Source organism: Nocardia sp. NPDC051911 (assembly GCF_040681035.1).
GTDB classification, from domain to species: Bacteria; Actinomycetota; Actinomycetes; order Mycobacteriales; family Mycobacteriaceae; genus Nocardia; species Nocardia sichangensis.
On the sequence record NZ_JBFAXY010000011.1, the window covers coordinates 1 to 18,032 of the forward strand.

Annotated in this window: 15 protein-coding genes and 2 tRNA genes; 3 read left to right on the plus strand and 14 right to left on the minus strand. The window is 66.4% G+C overall.

The features are described 5' to 3' along the window. Positions 1-447: 447 nt before the first annotated feature. The 9 genes from AB0L97_RS15520 to AB0L97_RS15560 all read right to left on the minus strand — a co-directional run bounded on the left by AB0L97_RS15520 (position 448) and on the right by AB0L97_RS15560 (position 11,217). A complete protein-coding gene (locus AB0L97_RS15520) occupies positions 448-1,293 on the minus strand; it encodes a hypothetical protein (RefSeq protein WP_364429645.1) in 846 nt (281 codons plus the stop codon). A 93-nt stretch (positions 1,294-1,386) separates the two neighbouring features. Next, a complete protein-coding gene (locus tag AB0L97_RS15525; protein WP_364429648.1) occupies positions 1,387-3,906 on the minus strand; it encodes a hypothetical protein in 2,520 nt (839 codons plus the stop codon). Further along, positions 3,906-6,431 carry an ATP-binding protein gene (locus AB0L97_RS15530; protein WP_364429651.1) on the minus strand — a complete coding sequence of 842 codons (2,526 nt, stop codon included), beginning with the start codon at positions 6,429-6,431 and terminating at the stop codon, positions 3,906-3,908. The genes AB0L97_RS15525 and AB0L97_RS15530 overlap by 1 nt, the downstream gene beginning before the upstream one ends. Continuing rightward, complete coding sequence (locus tag AB0L97_RS15535; protein WP_364429654.1) at positions 6,431-6,976, minus strand: hypothetical protein; 546 nt, start codon at positions 6,974-6,976, stop codon at positions 6,431-6,433. The genes AB0L97_RS15530 and AB0L97_RS15535 overlap by 1 nt, the downstream gene beginning before the upstream one ends. Further along, positions 6,973-7,233 carry a hypothetical protein gene (locus AB0L97_RS15540; RefSeq protein ID WP_039796594.1) on the minus strand — a complete coding sequence of 87 codons (261 nt, stop codon included), beginning with the start codon at positions 7,231-7,233 and terminating at the stop codon, positions 6,973-6,975. The genes AB0L97_RS15535 and AB0L97_RS15540 overlap by 4 nt, the downstream gene beginning before the upstream one ends. Positions 7,234-7,249: 16 nt before the next feature. After that, positions 7,250-8,254 carry a conjugal transfer protein gene (locus AB0L97_RS15545; protein ID WP_364429658.1) on the minus strand — a complete coding sequence of 335 codons (1,005 nt, stop codon included), beginning with the start codon at positions 8,252-8,254 and terminating at the stop codon, positions 7,250-7,252. 68 nt (positions 8,255-8,322) lie between these two features. Further along, on the minus strand, positions 8,323-9,447 hold the full coding sequence (locus tag AB0L97_RS15550; RefSeq protein WP_364429660.1) for a GAF domain-containing protein: 1,125 nt from the start codon (positions 9,445-9,447) through the stop codon (positions 8,323-8,325). A gap of 373 nt (positions 9,448-9,820) precedes the next feature. Then, the gene (locus AB0L97_RS15555) at positions 9,821-10,714 is read right to left on the minus strand and encodes an ROK family protein (RefSeq protein WP_364429663.1); all 894 of its coding nucleotides are present in this window, start codon (positions 10,712-10,714) and stop codon (positions 9,821-9,823) included. 50 nt (positions 10,715-10,764) lie between these two features. Beyond that, positions 10,765-11,217 carry a hypothetical protein gene (locus AB0L97_RS15560; protein ID WP_356968241.1) on the minus strand — a complete coding sequence of 151 codons (453 nt, stop codon included), beginning with the start codon at positions 11,215-11,217 and terminating at the stop codon, positions 10,765-10,767. Positions 11,218-11,483: 266 nt separating this feature from the next. Between AB0L97_RS15560 and AB0L97_RS15565 the strand changes: the two genes are divergently transcribed. Continuing rightward, on the plus strand, positions 11,484-12,200 hold the full coding sequence (locus tag AB0L97_RS15565; protein WP_364429667.1) for a MerR family transcriptional regulator: 717 nt from the start codon (positions 11,484-11,486) through the stop codon (positions 12,198-12,200). Between the two features lie 378 nt (positions 12,201-12,578). Here the strand turns inward: AB0L97_RS15565 and AB0L97_RS15570 are convergent. Further along, a tRNA-Pro gene (locus AB0L97_RS15570) sits at positions 12,579-12,655 on the minus strand. 47 nt (positions 12,656-12,702) lie between these two features. Continuing rightward, positions 12,703-12,776 (minus strand) — tRNA-Gly (locus AB0L97_RS15575). A 990-nt stretch (positions 12,777-13,766) separates the two neighbouring features. Between AB0L97_RS15575 and AB0L97_RS15580 the strand changes: the two genes are divergently transcribed. After that, positions 13,767-14,717 (plus strand): GGDEF domain-containing protein, encoded by a 951-nt coding sequence (locus AB0L97_RS15580; RefSeq protein WP_355075952.1) that lies wholly within the window; start codon positions 13,767-13,769, stop codon positions 14,715-14,717. A gap of 15 nt (positions 14,718-14,732) precedes the next feature. Here AB0L97_RS15580 and AB0L97_RS15585 read toward each other — a convergent pair whose 3' ends face one another. Both AB0L97_RS15585 and AB0L97_RS15590 read right to left on the minus strand, forming a co-directional pair. After that, a complete protein-coding gene (locus AB0L97_RS15585; protein WP_364429671.1) occupies positions 14,733-15,545 on the minus strand; it encodes a DNA-formamidopyrimidine glycosylase family protein in 813 nt (270 codons plus the stop codon). A 23-nt stretch (positions 15,546-15,568) separates the two neighbouring features. Further along, positions 15,569-16,042 carry a ribose-5-phosphate isomerase gene (locus AB0L97_RS15590; protein WP_355075948.1) on the minus strand — a complete coding sequence of 158 codons (474 nt, stop codon included), beginning with the start codon at positions 16,040-16,042 and terminating at the stop codon, positions 15,569-15,571. Positions 16,043-16,463: 421 nt separating this feature from the next. Between AB0L97_RS15590 and AB0L97_RS15595 the strand changes: the two genes are divergently transcribed. Continuing rightward, a complete protein-coding gene (locus tag AB0L97_RS15595; RefSeq protein WP_364430147.1) occupies positions 16,464-17,327 on the plus strand; it encodes a M48 family metallopeptidase in 864 nt (287 codons plus the stop codon). Between the two features lie 40 nt (positions 17,328-17,367). Here AB0L97_RS15595 and AB0L97_RS15600 read toward each other — a convergent pair whose 3' ends face one another. Beyond that, positions 17,368-18,009 (minus strand): disulfide bond formation protein DsbA, encoded by a 642-nt coding sequence (locus AB0L97_RS15600; RefSeq protein WP_364429674.1) that lies wholly within the window; start codon positions 18,007-18,009, stop codon positions 17,368-17,370. Between the last annotated feature and the right edge of the window lie 23 nt (positions 18,010-18,032).

The following is an 18,032-nucleotide window of genomic DNA, read 5'->3' on the forward strand; positions in this document are numbered from 1 at the left end:
TCCGGATCCACCAACGGCTCCGGCTCCGGCTCAGGCTCCCGACCCACACCCCCACCCGGCGCCGCCTCCACCCGAGGAGCCACCACACCACCCGGCGCACCCTCAACCGACTGACCCGGCTGCTGAACCGGCGGACCACCCTGCTGACCAGGCACAGCATGACCCGGCACAGGCGGACCAGACGAACCCGGGCTCGCCTGCGCAGAACCCGCGTGACCGGGATCGCCTGCTCCATTCGGCTGACCAGGCCCCGACTGGCCCGGCCCTGGAGCGCCGGACTGCCCCGGTCCAGGAGACGGGCTGCCAGGCTGCCCCGGCACCCCGCCCGGCCGTGGCCGCTGCTGATCCGGCCGGTTCGACCAAGGCGTCACCGGCCCCGGCGGCGCCTCGGGCTCCTCGCCGGTCTCGATCTGGGGCTCTACTTCTGTTGGCGGCATCGCTTACTCATCACATTCCACTGCCGAGCACTCGCTTCACCCGCACGTCGTTCGTGCTCGGGATGACCAGTTCGACGAATTCGCCGGTCGTCGCATCGGTTGTGACGACCCGTGTCTCGCTGACCGCGATGCCGACCTGAGTCGGCGCATTGCTTCGATAATTCCAGAAAACCAAGTCACCCGCCGATACCGCGGAGGGATCCACCCGCTGGCCGCACGCGCCCTGAGCCGCAACGGTGTTCGGCAGCACGACTACCGACGCGCCGTCAACCTGTCCACAGGGCCGCCTCGCCGATCCGCTCGCTTGCCCGGCGCCCTCGGTAGCGGATGGCTGCTCCCCCGTAGCCGCGCATCGCCCCGTCGATTGCGCTGCCGAGGCCTGGTAGATCACCGATCTGGTGAACTCCGCGGCGCCCACGCGGCTACCGGAGCCGTTCTGCGCGCCGCTCGCCGTCACCTGGGCCAGGGCGAGCTGACGGGCACACTCCGCGCCGACACCCGAACTGCCGTTCAGCAACGGAACACCCTGATATGGCGCGTCTTTCAACGCCGTCGCACAGGCGCGCTGCCAGTCGGACGCGCCGGTGTCATCCGGGGCGATGGTCAGTTCCGCGTACGGGTTGGTGGTGGGAAGGGTGGTCAACCCGCCCGTCGGCGCGCTCTGCGCCGTCGGCCGCGCGACAGTCGAGGCGCGACTCTCGGTTACCGTCGCGGAGGGGTCGGGCCCCACCGCACTGTCGCACTGGTAATGCAGGTCGGACGCGATCGATGAGGTGGCGCCGCCGATGACCAGCACCAGGCCCATCAAAAGCAGCAACATGGCGCCGACGCCCCCTAGCACCACCCATACCCACATCGGCATCAGTATGAATGTCAGGAGACGACCGATCATCGAGAACCTTTCTGTGCGTTCAGACCCGTTGCCATACGCTTCGAATCCCGGTGCGGATCACGGACGTCTGTTTCTGAGATTATCTATCAAATCCCACGGTATGCGAGGCTCCTCGGGATGCCTCGGGTCCGGCGGCATGAACGGGCTGTGAGCAGTGTCCGGTTGCGCGAGCGAGTTGGCACCCGTACTCATCTTCCCTTGTTGATACTGGATTGTCTGGGTGCCGTTGTCGATCTCGGCACGCAGCACCCGAACCCGTTCGAGGTCGGTTGGATCCTGCGCCACCCAATTGGTGGCGGCCTGGATTCGAAGCGCATGCTCGTTGGTGATCCATTTCCCCAACCGGTCCGCTTGTTCGGGGTTGACGTCGGCAATATGGGCGCCGTGCACCAAGATCGTATCCGAGGTATCGCCGCTCGCAATTTTCTGCAATTTTGTAATGAAATCCATCTCAGGATTCAAGACATACGATCTGCCGAGCTCTTCCAATTCGTTGCTCCGGAGCGCGACACCACCGGGGAAATCGCCTCGGTACCGATCGACCACGGCCTCCAGGGCATGGAACCTGGCCATCATCATATGCGGATCATGTCCGTTCACCAGATCGTTCTCGAAAAGCCCGTGAGCGGCAACGACACTTCCGATGTGACCCGACTGAAGCGGCTCTTTATCAGTATGCTTGATGACATCCGTTGTGGCGTTCCAGGCCCGGTGCAAGACTCTCTGCCTGACACCGGCCATCTGGAGGGCGAAGGGGATATTGGACGACAGACCTGTCATATGCACGACATTCTGCGCGGCGAACGCGGCTTCCCTATCCGCACTCGAGGCCAGCCGAAGGTTCCGAGCGCGACGCCTGGCGCGTGCGATGCCGTCGCGGGCGGTATTCGCGTTGTGCACTTGTGTGTTCACCCCCGCGTGTGCGGCCGCTCGCAGGTCCTTGGTCTTCATGCCCCGCGCCTTGTTCCTCTTGTCCATATGGTCGAGCCAGGACCAAGGACTGAACGGGTTGAGGCGCCCCCCGGCGAGCCACGCTGTGACCGGCGAACTGTTGATGGTGCTGACCGCGCCGAGCATCGCGAGCGGGGACATGGAGTTGGCCGCACCCGAGTTGCCCATGCCCAAGCCCATACCCAGTGCGGCGCCACCGCCGCCGCCCCCTGACGATCCGCCGCTTTGTATCGCCGCCCCGATACGGTTGGTCACCCAGTCGTTGGCCTCGTCGATATTTCGGCTCAGTCGCCGCACCTGGATGATGGCGATGATCTCGACACCCGCACCGATGACGAAGACCACCATGATCTGACCGTTCGCGGCCCGGAACAGGCTGCCCAGCAACAGTTCGTAAACGCCGAGGGCGATCACGAAGAAGGCCATCTTCCCCGCGGAGATGAAGCCGTGCACCACGCAACGAACGGTGAATGTCTGCGTCGGGCCATAGATGTAGCCACCCGCGGCGAACCCGAAGATCGACGCGAACCCGTAATAGATCAGGTCGAGCGCGGCCCACATGATCTTGATGGACAGATACGCGGCGAAGGCCAAGAGAATGACCGCGCACAGCAACAACAGCAGTCCGGCTCCGATCTGGCCGACGCCCGGATTCTGCATCGCGGAATACGCGGCGCCGTCGCCGCATGATCTCATCCCGTTGCGCACCCGGTCTTCGCTGCCTGCCGCCATGCCTGCGGACCACGCCGCCCGGCAGGACGGGTTGCTGTCCACGACGTGCCCGGTGTTCCACACCTGCAACGGATAGCGCACGAAATTGTCCGCCATGGTCATTTGCAGCGTGGCGACCAATTGGTTCGGATTAGGATTGCTGTTCCCGTTCAGACCCGCCGCGACCGAGAGTCCCAAGTCACGCCCTTGCACCAGCACCCCGTGGTCGGATAGTGCCTCACCCAACGGGTTCGCCAGGAAGAACACGCTTGCGATAGCGAAGAAAATCATCGTCACGACCTGCGTAACGGCCTTGGCGTACAGGGCACGAACGATGAAATAACCCACGAAGAAGGCACCGATCGCAAGCGCCGTCGCGGCCATCAGGGGCGTCGCGATCTGCGTTGTCAAGTTGCGGGCCATCGCTTGCAATGGGGCGCTGATCAGGTTCAGCCATTGGAAATCCAGCGCCTTGGCCGGGAGCCAGACCCCCGTGATGGATAAGAGCTGCCATACCGCGAACAACGGCATGAGGATGATCCACAGCGCGAAATTGCCCAAATTCAGCACTCCGCCGCGATCGACCACCAACATATAGCTCGACACATTGACCCCGTAGGAGTCCCTGATGTTCATCCAGCTGGTCGCGGCGTTGGGTGCGGTTCCCTGAGTCGCGGTGCCAGGCTGGGCGCCGGATACCGCATGAACGAGGCCAGGAAAGACGAACAGCGCGAAGAGGGCCAGGACGATCCACGCGGTTCGCCGACGACGACGGGATGCGGCGATCCAAGTCCGGAATCGCCGGAACACCATCTGCGGCCGCCAACGGTCCGTGTCCCAGAAGAACTGCGGTTCCCAGGGCAGCCCGAAAGAAGACTGATCGGTGCGAATGCTCGAGCCGAGTAGAGATCTCATCAGCGCACCAATCGCTCCGGCAGGCTGGAGCGCACACTGTTGACGCTGGTCGGGGTGCTCGTGATCGCCGCGGCCCGGTCGGGACGCGCCGGACCGAGCACCTTGCCGCGACCGATGCGGTTCAGCGCGTCACGCATGAACATCTCGCCACGGCGCTCCTCGGGGATCTGCCGACCGGGCCCGACCGGAGGCGAGGTCTCTTCGCGCAGGATCTGCAAGAGGAACGGGGCTTCCTCCAGATCGACACCCAGCCACTCCAAACTGTTGCGCGCCAGCGTCTCGTCGCGCTGCCGGAAGACGAACCGGTTCGGGATGAGGTTGTGCGCCGCGCCCTGGAAGTCCGTGGCCGGGTCGTGCGAGGCGAGCCCGATCGCGGCCAGGTGCTTACGGCCGTCACGGCTGAAATCCGAAGTAACCGCCGAGCCGACCTGCGTCTGCGTGAAATGGTGCGCCTCGTCGCCGACCAGCAAGCCGAACCTGCCGTTGTCCGAGAGAAACGCCTCTCTCGCCGCGACACCGACCAGTTCGTACAGCGCCGTGCCGAGCCGCTTGGTCAACGGCAACCTGTTGTACAGGTGCGGAGTGGTGAGTTCCTCGGCGCTCGGCAGTTGCAGGTTGTGACTGCGGACCACCGTCGCGGCGGCATCCAGGCGCAGCGGTCGCAGCTTGGGATCGAACAGCACCGGCACCCGCTCCACCACGGTGCCCAGCCGCGCCGCCAGATCGGCGTACTCCTCGCCTCGCTCGGGATGCTCTCGCAAGCGGCGCACGACGTGAAAAAGATCGAGCAAGCTCTTGATCTTGTGCTCGGCCATGCCTCGTGGTGACAGCAGATTGCTCGCCGCCGCGCCCGCACCCGAGGTCGGTGACAGATCCAGGAGCGGAAGGATGGAGTCCAATGCCCGTTCACCGGCGATCCGCGGGTTGAACAACCGCAGCGGATCCAGGGACACCGTGGGATTTGCCAGGTCGATGATGACCGCGTCATCGATCGACCGCGCGAAGTGCTCCCATTCGCCGACCTGACTGCGGTCGATGGCGAGGAACTGGCCGCCCATGTCGTGTACGAGCACCGCCATCAACTTCAGGAAATACGATTTGCCCGAACCGAGTTCGCCGGTCACCGCGAAGGATGCGGACAGGTCGTGCAGCGCGGCTTCCATAATGCCGAAGTGGATCGGCTCGAAATGACCCGACAGTAGGTTGACCCCGATCACCGGACCGCTGTCGTCGCCGATCTGACTGGTGGTGAACGGCACGAAGCCGGCCCACATGTCCGAGGGGACGATATGGGCGTAATCGTCGAATGCCCGCCGCGGCGCGCTGCCGGGTATGAACATCGACCACAGGTCGACCTGCGCCCCCACCGGCGCGGTCATGTCGACCTGGAAACGCTTGTAGCGCCGCTTGAGCGTGTTGACGGCATCCATGGTGGCGTCCCGTGACGGGCCGCCGATGGCGATGACGGTGGTGAACGAAACCTCCGATTCACCGCCGTTGACTTCGAAGTGCTGGTTGTATTCGCCGAGCATCCGCGCTTTCGACGCCAGTGTGTTCTGCGCGAAGGAGACCTCCTGGTCCCGCTGATCCATCTGCTCGCCCAGCCGGCGCAAACTGAGTTCGTTGTTCTTCAGAACCTGCTCGGCGGGCTTGGTCGAGATCCGCATAGCCCAGTCGACGGTGACGTCGCCGAGACCCTCCAGCACGTTGAGGAACTCGCTGCCCCCTGGAAACGTCATGCCCGCGTAGGGGAACGAGTGCGGCGTCAGCATCGCCTGATACGACGGACGGTATTCGAAATCCGGCTGCACCACCTTGACCACTGGGACGAACGATGGCCGGATACGCCGGTTGCTGTCGGCCTGCGCCCCTTCGTCGAGCGCCGCGGAGCGGAACACCGCCGCCGTCGCATCATCCAACGCGCCCGCCCGGGTGGGCGCCACCGGATCACCTGCCGCGCCACGCGAAAGGTAGTGCTCCCAGAGCCATTGGAACAGGGCGGCGGGCACCGGCACCGGATCGAAGTCACCGCCGACCCTGGACAGGATCTCGTTCGCCTTCTCGTCGTATTGGTCCAGGTCGGCACGGGAGATCGCCGTCGCGTCGATGGTGGTGGTGCTGCCCCGCCACAGCCGCGACAACGCGGACATGCTGGAGTTGCTCGCCCCGACCGGGATCGACAGCAGGAAGACGCGAGTCTGCGGCATGATCGCGTACACGCGCTCGTAGGAGGCGACCACCTCGTCGGCGTAGTCCTCGCACTCGTCCAGGTCGACGCCTTCGACCATCTTGGTGAGCACATCGATGGTGTTCAGCCGCGCCTGGATGCCCAGCAGCAGCGATCCGCTCGGCAAGTTGGTGACCAGCGCGTGATGCGCCAGCTTCACGTCGTACTTGTCGCTGGCCTTGCGCAGCCCGTAGCCGAGCGGATTGACGAAGTAGGTCGCGGTGACCAGCCCGGAATGGGTGAACTGGAGATTGCCGCGAATCGCCGCGGTGGGCTGTAGGTCTCGTCCGAGTGCCATCAGGGGCGTCCTCCGGGATTCGGGCCATTGCCGTTGCCGTTGTCGTTACCGTTCAGCCGCCGCCACAGGTCGGTAGCCTTGCCGCCCCCACTCACCACCTCGAGCATGCGGACACCGGGCTTCGGCTCGGCGGCCACGGCCGCGCCGGGGTGGTCGGGCAGCAAGAGGACCACGGTCTCCTCGATGAACATGGTGTGGCGCACCGAGTCGCCGGTGATCGGCATACCGGAGGCGGACACCGGCTTGCGGTAGACGATGAGCCTGCCCAGCCACAGGGCCCGCGAGGTCATCCGGACACCCGTATAGGGGACGAGGCCGAGCACGAAGACCACCAGGATGGTCAGCGCCAGGCCGGTGATGAAAGTGACGGCAGGGTTGAGCGGGAAAGTCATGGCGCACACCGAAGTCACCGACATCATCGCCACACCGGCGGCGACCTGCGGCAGGGTGTAGGGGCCGAACGGGAGCTTCTGCCCGTTCTGCGCCTTGCCGATCATCGTGGGGACACGTTTGATCGGCGTGAACACCTTGATGACTTGGCTCATCGATAGCCACCGATGGGATGATCTGGGACGATCAGGTTCGCGTCCGTGCGCGCGTAGTTGATGGTCGTGGGCAGAATCCAGATCACCACCCCGGCCATCAATCCCGATCCGAAGACGACGATGATCCGCGCCGGCGACAACCTCGATTTCGCTGCCTCGGAAATCACCACACCGATCGTCACGATGGCGATGATGATCATCCCGCCCCATCGGACAAAGATCAGGATGCCATAGAGGATGTTGCTGAGATTACCCATCGGGCTGCCTCTCGGATCAGTTCTGTGTCGCCGGCGGAATCGTCACCGTCGGCGAGGAAGACGAGGTGGAAGTGGGCGGCGCTCCGCCGCGGGAATCCTGACCGACGACTACCGCCAGCGGACTCGACAAGGCTGGAATCGGATCTATGGACACCACCTGCCACTGGCCCGCATTGCGGATCATGGTGAGCGGGTAGGCCAGCGTCGCGGTCGCTCCCGTATCGGCTTTGGGGTTGATGGTGGCCAGCACTTGGGCCTTCGCGCCGCCGGAGCCGCAGCTCGAATCGTCGGTGGTGAGCGAGGTCAGCTCGACGGCGGTGAAGGGCGGCGGTTTCAGCGCGGCCAGCCCGGCATCAGGAGTGATGTAGCGGGCCACGTCACCGTTCCCGGCCAGCATGGCACTCAGGAAACCGGCCGCGACCTGTCCGAGCGGAGTATCCGGCGCGCAGGGCGCACCGTAGGCCAGTTTGAGATCGACGCCCTTCGAAGGAGCCTGGACGAGGGCGGGTGTCGACAGCGCACGCAGCCGCCCGTCGGATACCGAGACCGCGACACGGTAGAACTGCCGCTGATCCGGCGCGGTCGCGGCGCCGACTTTGCCGACTCGGACCGACACCGTCACCGACCAGACTTCGAGCCCGCCCGCCGAGAGCGCGCGCGATACATAGACGACCGAGGGGTCGGAGACTTGGCGCGCTGACGAAGGCAACGTGATCTGCTGATTGGAGCCGACGTATTCGCCGATCCGGTCCTGTTGTCCCGCAACGGCACTGAGGTAGGCGACGACGAACTGCTCGGCGTAGGAACCGGCCAATTGCGCATGCCCGACGATTGCCGTCGTCGAATCATCCGACGGCGCGGGTGGACCGGAGTCGAAGACACTGAGAATCGCGTGGCCGCCGCCGAGTACGGCGAGAACGGCGAGCACCGCGACCACAATGTTGTCGCGACGGCGGCGGGCGGCCATCCGGCGAAGCAGTGCCTCACCCGAATCTGCCGACTCACGAACGCCTGTCCTCACTCCCGAAATGGTAGAGAGCACAGGCGTTGTTAACCGGCCGGTAGTTCCCACTCATGGGAACTAAACTGTCAGCAGGCTGGGTTGCTTTTCATCCTGCCCGCGAGCCAATGCCGCAATTGTTCGTCGTATCCGATCGGCGCGTTGCGCTGCCGCGGTTCCAGCACCTGGCGATGGGTTTCCAGCAACGGAACGTCGTCGGCGACACGGACCAGCTGGGCGATCGCCAGCTGTCTGCTGGAGTACCCGGGATAGGGGTAGAGGAGCAGCGACGTGGGCGTGTAACCGCCGCCGTAGTTGAGTACCCGCAACGTCACACCGCAGCTGTCGCCCGACCGCAGCCGTTCGCCGAGTTCCGCCAGCCGGGGACGGTCATCCGGATGGAAGACGTCGACCGGACGGAAGAGATAGTCCCACCGCACCCACGGCGCGGGATCGGTGAGCCAGTGCGAGATGCTGGTGTGCTCGAGCTGGACCACGGCCAGATGCGTGCCCGCCCGGCGATGCGCCTCCCGCAATCCGATTCGTTCCAAGGTCGGCCACGCCGCAGGCGCGTTCTCCGAGGTCACGTCCTCGATCAGCCACCAAGCGCCGCGCGTGCGGTCGTCGTCGCGGGCACGAATGGTGATCCGCCATTGGGCCGGGCGCCCGAATCCGTGTATCACGGTGGTGTCGAATTGCATTCGCTCACCGGGCTTGGGGTCGTAGAGCAGATCGAGCATCTCGGCGTGCCGGTCGAAACTCGATACCCGGTGGAACAGTTCCGCGATCGACATCCTGGGGACGTACTCTTCGGCGGTACTGCCGGACAGCCGCGTGATGCCGCTCGGTTGCTGAATGGTCTGACTGCTCAGGTCCCAGATGGCGCCCACCGCCGGGCGCAACGGAGGCACCCGCTCGGACGCGGGGCCCAGCCACAGTCGCACCGCGTGCACGTCGCCCGCCGGACCGAAGATCGGGCGGATGAGCAATTGGTGCCGCCCCGCCCGCGTCTGAATGGCGAGGTCGACGTCCTGCGCCTGATCGTGCGCGGTCTGGATCGCCTCCGTCAGCCCTGCGGTCGTGAGCTTGTCGTACAACGCCGGTGTTTTGGACAGGGTTCGCTGCAGCACCCGCTGCCAGCTCGCGAACTCACGCGGCGCATCCCCCACCGACGCCACGGACATGCCGTCCGGCGTCAACGTCTCGATCGTCACCCATGGAATCACTGCGCCACTTCGCTTCGCACTTGCCCGACCAGCCGTTCCTCCGGGTCCGCCAACCCGGATGAGACATTGTGACTCAGGCAATGTACCGTTATTTAGCGGCGCAATCAACTCCGTGACATCGCCGCCCGTTCCCATGAAGTCTCCACCATGTTCACGTAGCACGCGCAGCCGTGTTCATTTTGTTCACGTCCGCTTCGGGAGAACCCCCCTTCCACCGGCGCGCAGCCCAACGGCACATCCGCCGCAAACTGGTCTACAAGATCAACGGAAGCCGTCGACCGCAGCCGACGGCATTCCCTCGGCAATCCATGCGCGGCTTGAATTCGCTCGCGCGCAGGGCATTACACCACCGCGCGATCGATCAGGCATTCTTTCCGGACAGGGCCAGCACACCCGCGCCCATGATCGTCGCGACGTCTCCCAGCTGCGAGGGAAGCACCCGCAATCCGGGCAGAAAGCTCAGCCTGGCATGCGTGGCGACCGCCTCGCCGAGTGGTTTCCACAACGCGGGCCCCGCGGCGGCGAGCGAGCCGCCGAGCACGACGAGGTCGAGATCGAGCAGTGCCGCCGTGGAGGCGATCGCGCGGCCGAGCGCCGTTCCGGCTCGGCCGAGCGCCGCGGCGGGAATGTCCTCGCCCACGCGGGCGGCGTCCAGCAGTTCCTGCACCGACGCGCCCGCCCAGCCCTGCTCCCGCGCCCAGCGCACCACGGCCAGGCCACCGGCGACCGCCTCCAGGCAACCGCGGCCGCCACACGAGCACCGATCGTCGAAGCCGGGAACCAAGACATGACCTATGTGCCCCGCGTTGCCGGTACGCCCCACCAACACGAAGCCGCCGACGACCACCCCGCCGGTGACGCGATCGGAGACGTTGAGCGCCAGACTGTCCATCACTTCGCTCGTCGCGCCGAAACCTCGCTCCGCCAGCGCCAGGCAGACGCCGTCCAGCGCGAGCGGAACCTGTGCTTTCGGAAACAACTTCCGCGCGGCTTGAACGATGCCGAAACCGGCTCGCCATTCCGGCACCTCGGAAGGCGCGATCACCCCCGCCGCCATGTCGATCGGCCCGGCCGAAGCGATGCCGAGGGCGGTGACCTCGCCACCACCCGCGACCTCAAGCAGCAGATCCTGGCATTTATCCCAGGCGCCCGTCACCGGGATCGGGATCCTCCGGACGTCGTCGGTGTCGACATCGTCCGCGACCCGGGTCGCCGCGAAGCCCGACGACCCGATCTCCAATGCCAGCACTGTCATGAGTTACGCACCACCGAAGGACTCGACGCGAAAAGCTGCACGCAGCATAGTCACAGACCGTCGGTGCCGGTCGGCTTCAGGGGCTGCCCGAGCACGATGTGCCTGCGGGGCGCGGGAAGAGTGGATACGGTACGCAGCGGACGCGGCCCGGTGCGAATGATGCGCATAGGGCGCTTGTGGTCGATCGGCGCGGCGCGGTGCCGGTCCAGGTTCTCGATGACGCTGCCGGAGTTGTCATAGGCGACGCCGGCCCAGATCATCGCGCGGGGACCGTCACCCCGGGTGGTCAGCGTCTGCGCCAATTGGCGGCACTGCGTGAGCAGCGGGCAACTCTGGCAGGTGCGCACCGCCGCTCGCCAGGCATCCGGATTCCCGCTGTCCATGTCCCAGTTGTCGGGGACGTCGGCGCACGGGGGCCGCTGGTTCGACTTTGCCGGAATCGACGAGATCTTTGCTGACGCAATGGATCCCGTGTCCATCGGAAGGGTTCGCGTAATGCTCATAGCCATCTCCGGGGATGCCGAGCACACACCTCTGGCAGGTGCGTGGCCCATGGATCGGACGTCATCAGGGCTGCTCAACAGTCCCCGGAACCCAGCCGCGATAAGCTGGTCTACGCACGGTAGCCCACTGTTGCCCAGCACACAACCTTTTGTACCGCTATGTAACGGCTCGTTGACCTTCAAGCAACACCCAGCTACCGTCTTTAACGGCACGTTATGAAACGGACCGTTTTCCACGGGGGCCCGACTATGGTTTCCTTTTAAACATGGCTGCAGACTCTGAATTCACGATCGACGAACTGGCACGGGCAGCCGACACCACCGTGCGCAGCGTCCGCGTGTACCACGAGCGAGGTCTGCTGCCCTCGCCGGAGGTGCGCGGGCGGATCGGGTACTACGGGTCGGACCACCTCAACCGGCTGCAAACGATCAGCCGCTTGCTGGGGCGGGGCATGAAGCTGAACGGGATCAGGGAACTGCTCGAAGCCTGGGACCGTGGCGACGGACTCGCCGATGTACTCGGAGTGAAGAGTCAGAACGCAGCCGAAGCAGACCCGGAAGCCACCACCGAGCCACAGGACAGCTACGCGGAGTTGCCGGACTACGCGAAGCAGGCGCTGGCCTCCAGCGAGGACCCGCTCGAGGCGTATCGGGTCACGAATCCACGGTGCTGTGATCTGGCCACCCGGCTGCACGACACCGGGCTGCCTATGCAGGACACGTTCCAATTGGTCGAACGTCTGCGCGCGGACTGCGATCGCATCGCCGACCGCTTCGCCACCGAGTTGTTCTACCGGCTGGCCGGGCAGACCTACGAGGAATCCGCACGAACGCCGCGGGATCGCACGAAACTGGAGACCGATCTGGCGATCGCCCGGTTGATCGTCACTCGCGCCACGTCGGAACTGATCGATCAGGCGTTCGCCCGGCACTCCGAGTTGCCGCCGGTGGCCACCAGCCCGCAGGGGCAAGCCGAACAGTGACGGCGCGAGCCGCGAACCGACCGTTCTCTTATTTCGATCCGGCGCTGTCGAATACTTAAGTAGACAAAATCGTTCGAGCTTTTCGAGCGCTGCGCCGGTGACGGCGGCCCGAATGTCTCATATCCGATCTCGCGCGTCGAACGCGACGGCCGGCGAATCGTCGAACTCGGCTACTCAGGGCCGGTGCCGAAGGGTTGCCACGGGGTGTCCGGCGACCGCAGCCGCAGACGGAAGTCTCCGCGCCTTCCCCATGGCCGCCGTCGCACATGGGCGAAACCCGCTGGGATACGTAGGTATACCGATCCGATGATCGAGGACGGCGCGGCGGCGGCACCGCCTGCCGATCGAGATCCGAGCACGAACCTCACCCCCGAACGATGGTCGGGGTGACAGGATTTGAACCTGCGACCCTCCGCTCCCAAAGCGGATGCGCTACCAAGCTGCGCTACACCCCGTGGCCCTCGCGGCGACGCGGCGGCCGCCGACGAGGATGAATGCTCCGTGGAGCGGGTGACGGGAATCGAACCCGCACCATCAGCTTGGAAGGCTGAGGTTCTACCATTGAACTACACCCGCAGGCATACGACACCGATGGGATCGCCACGATGTCGTGTGCGATCCGACTGTACCGAACCAGGCTTCCGAAACGCCAATCAGCCCCCCGCGCAGCGCGATCTCGCAGGTTGCCCGCCGGAGCGCTCCAGGGTTGCCGCGTCCAGTGTCGCACGGCGGGCGCGCGGGCACGCGGTAGCGCGCGCCGGAAATTTTTAAAGGTGATTTTTCATTGAAACTCTGGCGTGTCGGATTCCGGTGGGCGAAACTCAGATGACACAGATGTCACGCCAGGAACTTCGCTCGAGGGAATTCCGATGAGGACCGCACGACTCGCTGTCACAACCGCCGCGCGCGGCGTGTCGCGCAGCCACGGCCACGACACCGAGCAGGGTTCCGGGCGCTCTGCGCCGAGAAGTCTTTCCGGCGAACCCTCGGCCGATCGCACGGCAACCCAGTGGCCGGGAGAGCGGGATGACACCGACATCGCGCCACTGGGCGGCGAGCGGTACCCGAGCCGGTTCGGCCCGGGGACCGCGAGCAGGCGCCCACCTCGAGCACGCCAGGAACAACCATTCGCAACTCGACAGGGAAGACGAGGACGTCGCGTGCGAGAACAGATTCTCGTGAAGCAAGCGGCGCGTGGACGGTCCGGACCGCCCCCGTGGCTCACGCACCACTCTCCGCACACCTCGTACAGCGTGTCGCCAGCGCGTCGCGCCGCGATTTTGCAGCGAACGGGAATCCGGTGTAACACCAACGCGACGGGAACGATCACATACCCGATCGCCATTCGCCAGGCGTCGAGAACACGTTGCAAATCTCCGCTTTTCGATGCCGAGTGGCTTGCTAGGATCCTTTTTGCCGGACGGGGGTATCTGGAAAGGGGGCGGTGAACGTGCGCCGAACCAGGTGGACGCAACCGCGTAGCAGTGGGAACGATCAGGGTGACGCCGGCGCCTGTGTGACTACAGGGCACCTGGGTACCGACGTCGCCCACACCGGGTGAGTCCGATGTCGACCGACATCGAGCCCCCGGTAGCCGCTATGGCCCGAGCATGGGCCCGTGCGGTCTGCGCCGAGCCCGGTTCGGGCGCGGCGCCCCAGCAGTTGGAACCGGTGCTGATCGAGATCGTCGAGCGCCTGCTCACACTCGCGCGATGCGAGCCGTTCCCGGTTCCGGAAGCACGCATGCTCGGGGCCCGGCTCGCCGATGCGCCGTTCGACCGGATCCGGATGCTGGCGCAGGCCACGCGCTGGCTGCTCGGCTTCCCATCCGGCACGCCCGGCTCCCTGGTGGCCACACGCTGGCCGTTCATCGCCAGTCAGGCCATCGACAGTTACGCCCAGGCGCTTCAGGAGCGCGCTCTCGCGCAACAGGAACAGAACCTGTCGGCCAAGGTGTCGCTGCGCGTGCAGGAGATCGCCGCGCTGCAGCACCGGTTGCGCCACGAGGCCACCCACGACGCGCTGACCGATCTGGCCAACCGGACGCTGCTGCAGGACAAGGTGCGCCTGATGGCCACCGACCCGACGCGCGGCGTCGGGTTGCTGCTGATCGACCTGGACCGGTTCAAGCAGATCAACGACGGGTACGGGCATGCGATCGGTGACGAAGTGCTGGTCGAACTGGCCGGCAGACTGCGCGAAGTGTGCCCGCCGGACACGGTGATCTGCCGGTACGGCGGTGACGAGTTCGTGCTCGCGACCAACCCCCACCACAACAACCTCGGTGACCTCGCGCATCGGATCGTGGCCGCGCTGCGTGACCCGGTCTGGTCGTCGGCCGGGCCCGTTCCGGTGTCGGCCAGCGTGGGCACCGCCTACAACCCGCCGGGCAGCCCGCTCGATTTCACCGATCTGCTGCGCCGCGCCGATCGCGCGATGTACTCCGCGAAGACGGCCGGTGGGCGCCGCTTCGCCCTCGCGGACGAGCCGGACATCGACACCGCCGTCGCCGGCTGACCCGGCCGATCCGGGTCAGCCGGGTTGACAGGTGGGGCACCAGAAGAGATTCCGCGCCTGCATCACCTGATGGGCGATCGGCGTCTCGCACAGACGGCACGGGGCGCCTTGGCGGCGGTAGACATAGGTGCGCGGGCGATCCGGGGCATACGAGGGCTCGCCGTGATCGTGTTCGGGCCGCACCACGACCATCTTCCCGACGCGCACCCCTACCCGCATGAGCGCGACCAGATCGGACCACATGTCCGCCCATTCGCCCGCGGACAGCTCCGTACCCGGACGATGCGGGGAGATCCCATGGCGGAACAGCAATTCCGCGCGATAGACGTTGCCGACCCCTGCGACCACCTGCTGGTCCATCAGCAGCGCGCCGATCGGCCTGCGGGAACGATGGATGCGCTGCCACGCCCGGTCCGGATCGGCGCCGCGCCGCAGCGGATCAGGACCGAGCCGATCGGTGAGCGCCGTCACCTCCGGCGGCAGCAGGATCTCGCACGCGGCAGGCCCGCGCAGGTCGGTGCCGAAGCCCGGCTGCCCGTCCGGTTCCCCGGACAAGCGCATCCGGACCTGCCCGACCGGCTCCCCCATCGGCAACGCGGATTCGGTGAACGTGCCGTACAGTCCGAGATGCACGTGCACCACCAGGCCCGAGTCGTAGTGGTGCAGGAGGTGTTTGCCCCACGCCTCGGATTTCGTCAGCACCTGCCCGTCCACGCGGGCAGCGCCCGCGGCGAACTTGCCTTGCGGGCTCGATACGCGCACCACACCGCCCGCGAGGCGACGCTGATGCAGCCGCGCGAGGCGGTGCAGCGTATGTCCTTCCGGCACAGCCGGTTACGAGCTCCGTGCGCTCAGTACGCGGGAACCGCCGGGGCGATTCCGGTCTTCTCGTACTCGGCCAGGATGTCGATGCGCCGCTGGTGGCGCTCCTCGCCCGACCAGGGGGTGGAGACGAACGCGTCCACGATGGCCAGCGCCTCCTCGGTCGAGTGCATGCGGCCGCCGATGCCGATCAGCTGCGCGTTGTTGTGCTCGCGTGCCAGCTTCGCGGTCTCCACGCTCCAGGCCAGCGCGCACCGGGCGCCGGGCACCTTGTTCGCGGCGATCTGTTCGCCGTTGCCACTGCCGCCGAACACCAGGCCGAGGCTGCCGGGGTCGGCGACGGTCCGGCGGGCCGCCTCGATGCAGAAGGCGGGGTAGTCGTCCAGCGCGTCGTACTCGAGCGCGCCGCAGTCGACGACCTCGTGGCCCGCCTGCTCCAGATGGGCCTTGACGTGATTCTTCAGTTCGAAACCGGCATGGTCGGCACCCAGGTAAACGCGCATGGCAGGCATTGTGTCAGGTGGCCGCCGCGCGGCGGCGAGAGGGCTTGCCCCGCGATTAACACCGCGGCGGGCCCGCGCGAATCGACTGATGCGCCAGTTGTGTTCGCGGCCACAGTGCCCGATGACACGGCCGACGCGCCGACCCCGTTCCCGGCAACTGAATAGAGTTCATTCCATGCAGCCGTTCGAACCCCAGCCGTCCGACCAGGCGGGCCGACAGGCCGACCCGTACGCCCAGCAGGGCGGGTGGGTCTCGGATCGGAGCACGCCTGCCGCGTCGTACGGCCAGCAGTACACCTCGGGCTCCTATCCGTCCGCGCCCCCGGCTGCGTATCCGGCGCCCTATGGCTCCTACCCCGGCGCCCCGGTGCCCCCCGGAGCTCCGCCGCAGCGGCAGCCCCGCGGTCTGTCGCCGTTCGGCATGCCCGCACGGCACAGCTGGGAGATACCGATGCTCGTCGTCGTGGTGGTGTTCACCGTGTTCGCGTATCTGATCGCGCTGGTGCTGCTCGCCACCGGGAACTTCGACCAGTACGTCCTCGCGTTCGCGGCCGCCCCGCTGCTGCTGTGGTTCGGTCGCGGCATCAACTACGCGGGCCAGCGGGTGAACGGCGTGAAGATGTCGCCGACCCAGTTCCCCGAGGGCTATCAGATGGTGGTGGACGCCGCCGCTCGCTTCGGCATGTCGAAGGTGCCGGACGCCTACGTGGTGCTCGGCAACGGCCAGATCAACGCGTTCGCCAGCGGGCACGGGTTCCGGCGCTACGTAGTGGTCTACAGCGATCTGTTCGAGATCGGCGGCGCCGCACGCGAACCCGACGCGCTGGCGTTCATCATCGGCCACGAGGTCGGTCACATCGCGGCGGGGCACACGTCGTACTGGCGGCAGCTGGGCATGTTCCTGGTGCCGTTCCTGCCGGTCGTCGGCAGCAGCTTGATCCGCGCGCAGGAGTACACCGCCGACAACCACGGCTTCTGCAATCGGCACACCGGCGCGTCCGCCGCCATGGGCACCCTGGCCGCGGGCAAGTACATGAACCGGCTGGTCGGCTTCGACGAGATGGCCGACCGGGCGGCCGTCGAGAAGGGCTTCTTCGTCTGGATGGTGAACGCTCTGTCCAGCCACCCCGTGCTCACCTGGCGGATGTGGGCGCTGCGCGATCGCAGCAGGCACGGGAAGCTGTTCCTGCGCCCTGCCCCGCCCGCGGGCGCCGGTGTGCCCGCGGGCGGGTACACGAGTTCCTACGGCCAGGTGCCCGCGAGCCCGCCGAAGTCCGCGTTCTGACCGGGCCGGGTGCCGCGCGACGGCACCCGGGCGCGGGTGCTCAGTCGAACGACGGATCTTCGGTCCGCGTGCGCTTCAGCTCGAAGAAGTGCGGGTAGGACGCCAGTGCCACCGCGCCGTCCCAGACCTTGCCCGCTTCCTCGCCGCGGGGAATACGGGACAGCACCGGACCGAAGAACGCGGTCCCGTTGATGTGGATGGTCGGGGTGCCGACGTCCGGTCCCACCTTGTCCATGCCCGCGTGGTGGCTCTCACGCAGCGCCTCGTCGTAGTCGGTGCTCTCGGCGGCCGCGGCCAGCTCGGCGGGCAGACCGACCTCCGCCAGCGCGTCGGCGATCACCGCGGCGAGGGTCTCCTTGCGGCTCTCGCGTTCGTACTCGGCCCGCCGGTTGTGGATGCGCGTGCCCATCGCGGTGTACAGCGGCGACAGCACCTTGTCGCCGTGCTCCTGCGCCGCGGCGATCGCGACGCGGACCGGGCCCCATCCCGTGTCGAGCAGTTCCTTGTACTGCGGCGGCACATCTCTGCCCTCGTTCAGCACCGACAGGCTCATCACGTGGAACTGGGCTTCGATGTCGCGCACCTGCTCGACCTCGAGGATCCAGCGGGACGTGATCCAACACCACGGGCACAGCGGGTCGAACCAGAAATCGGCGACGTCCTTGGTGGCTTCGTCGGTCACGGGCGGCTTCCTCTCGATCGCAA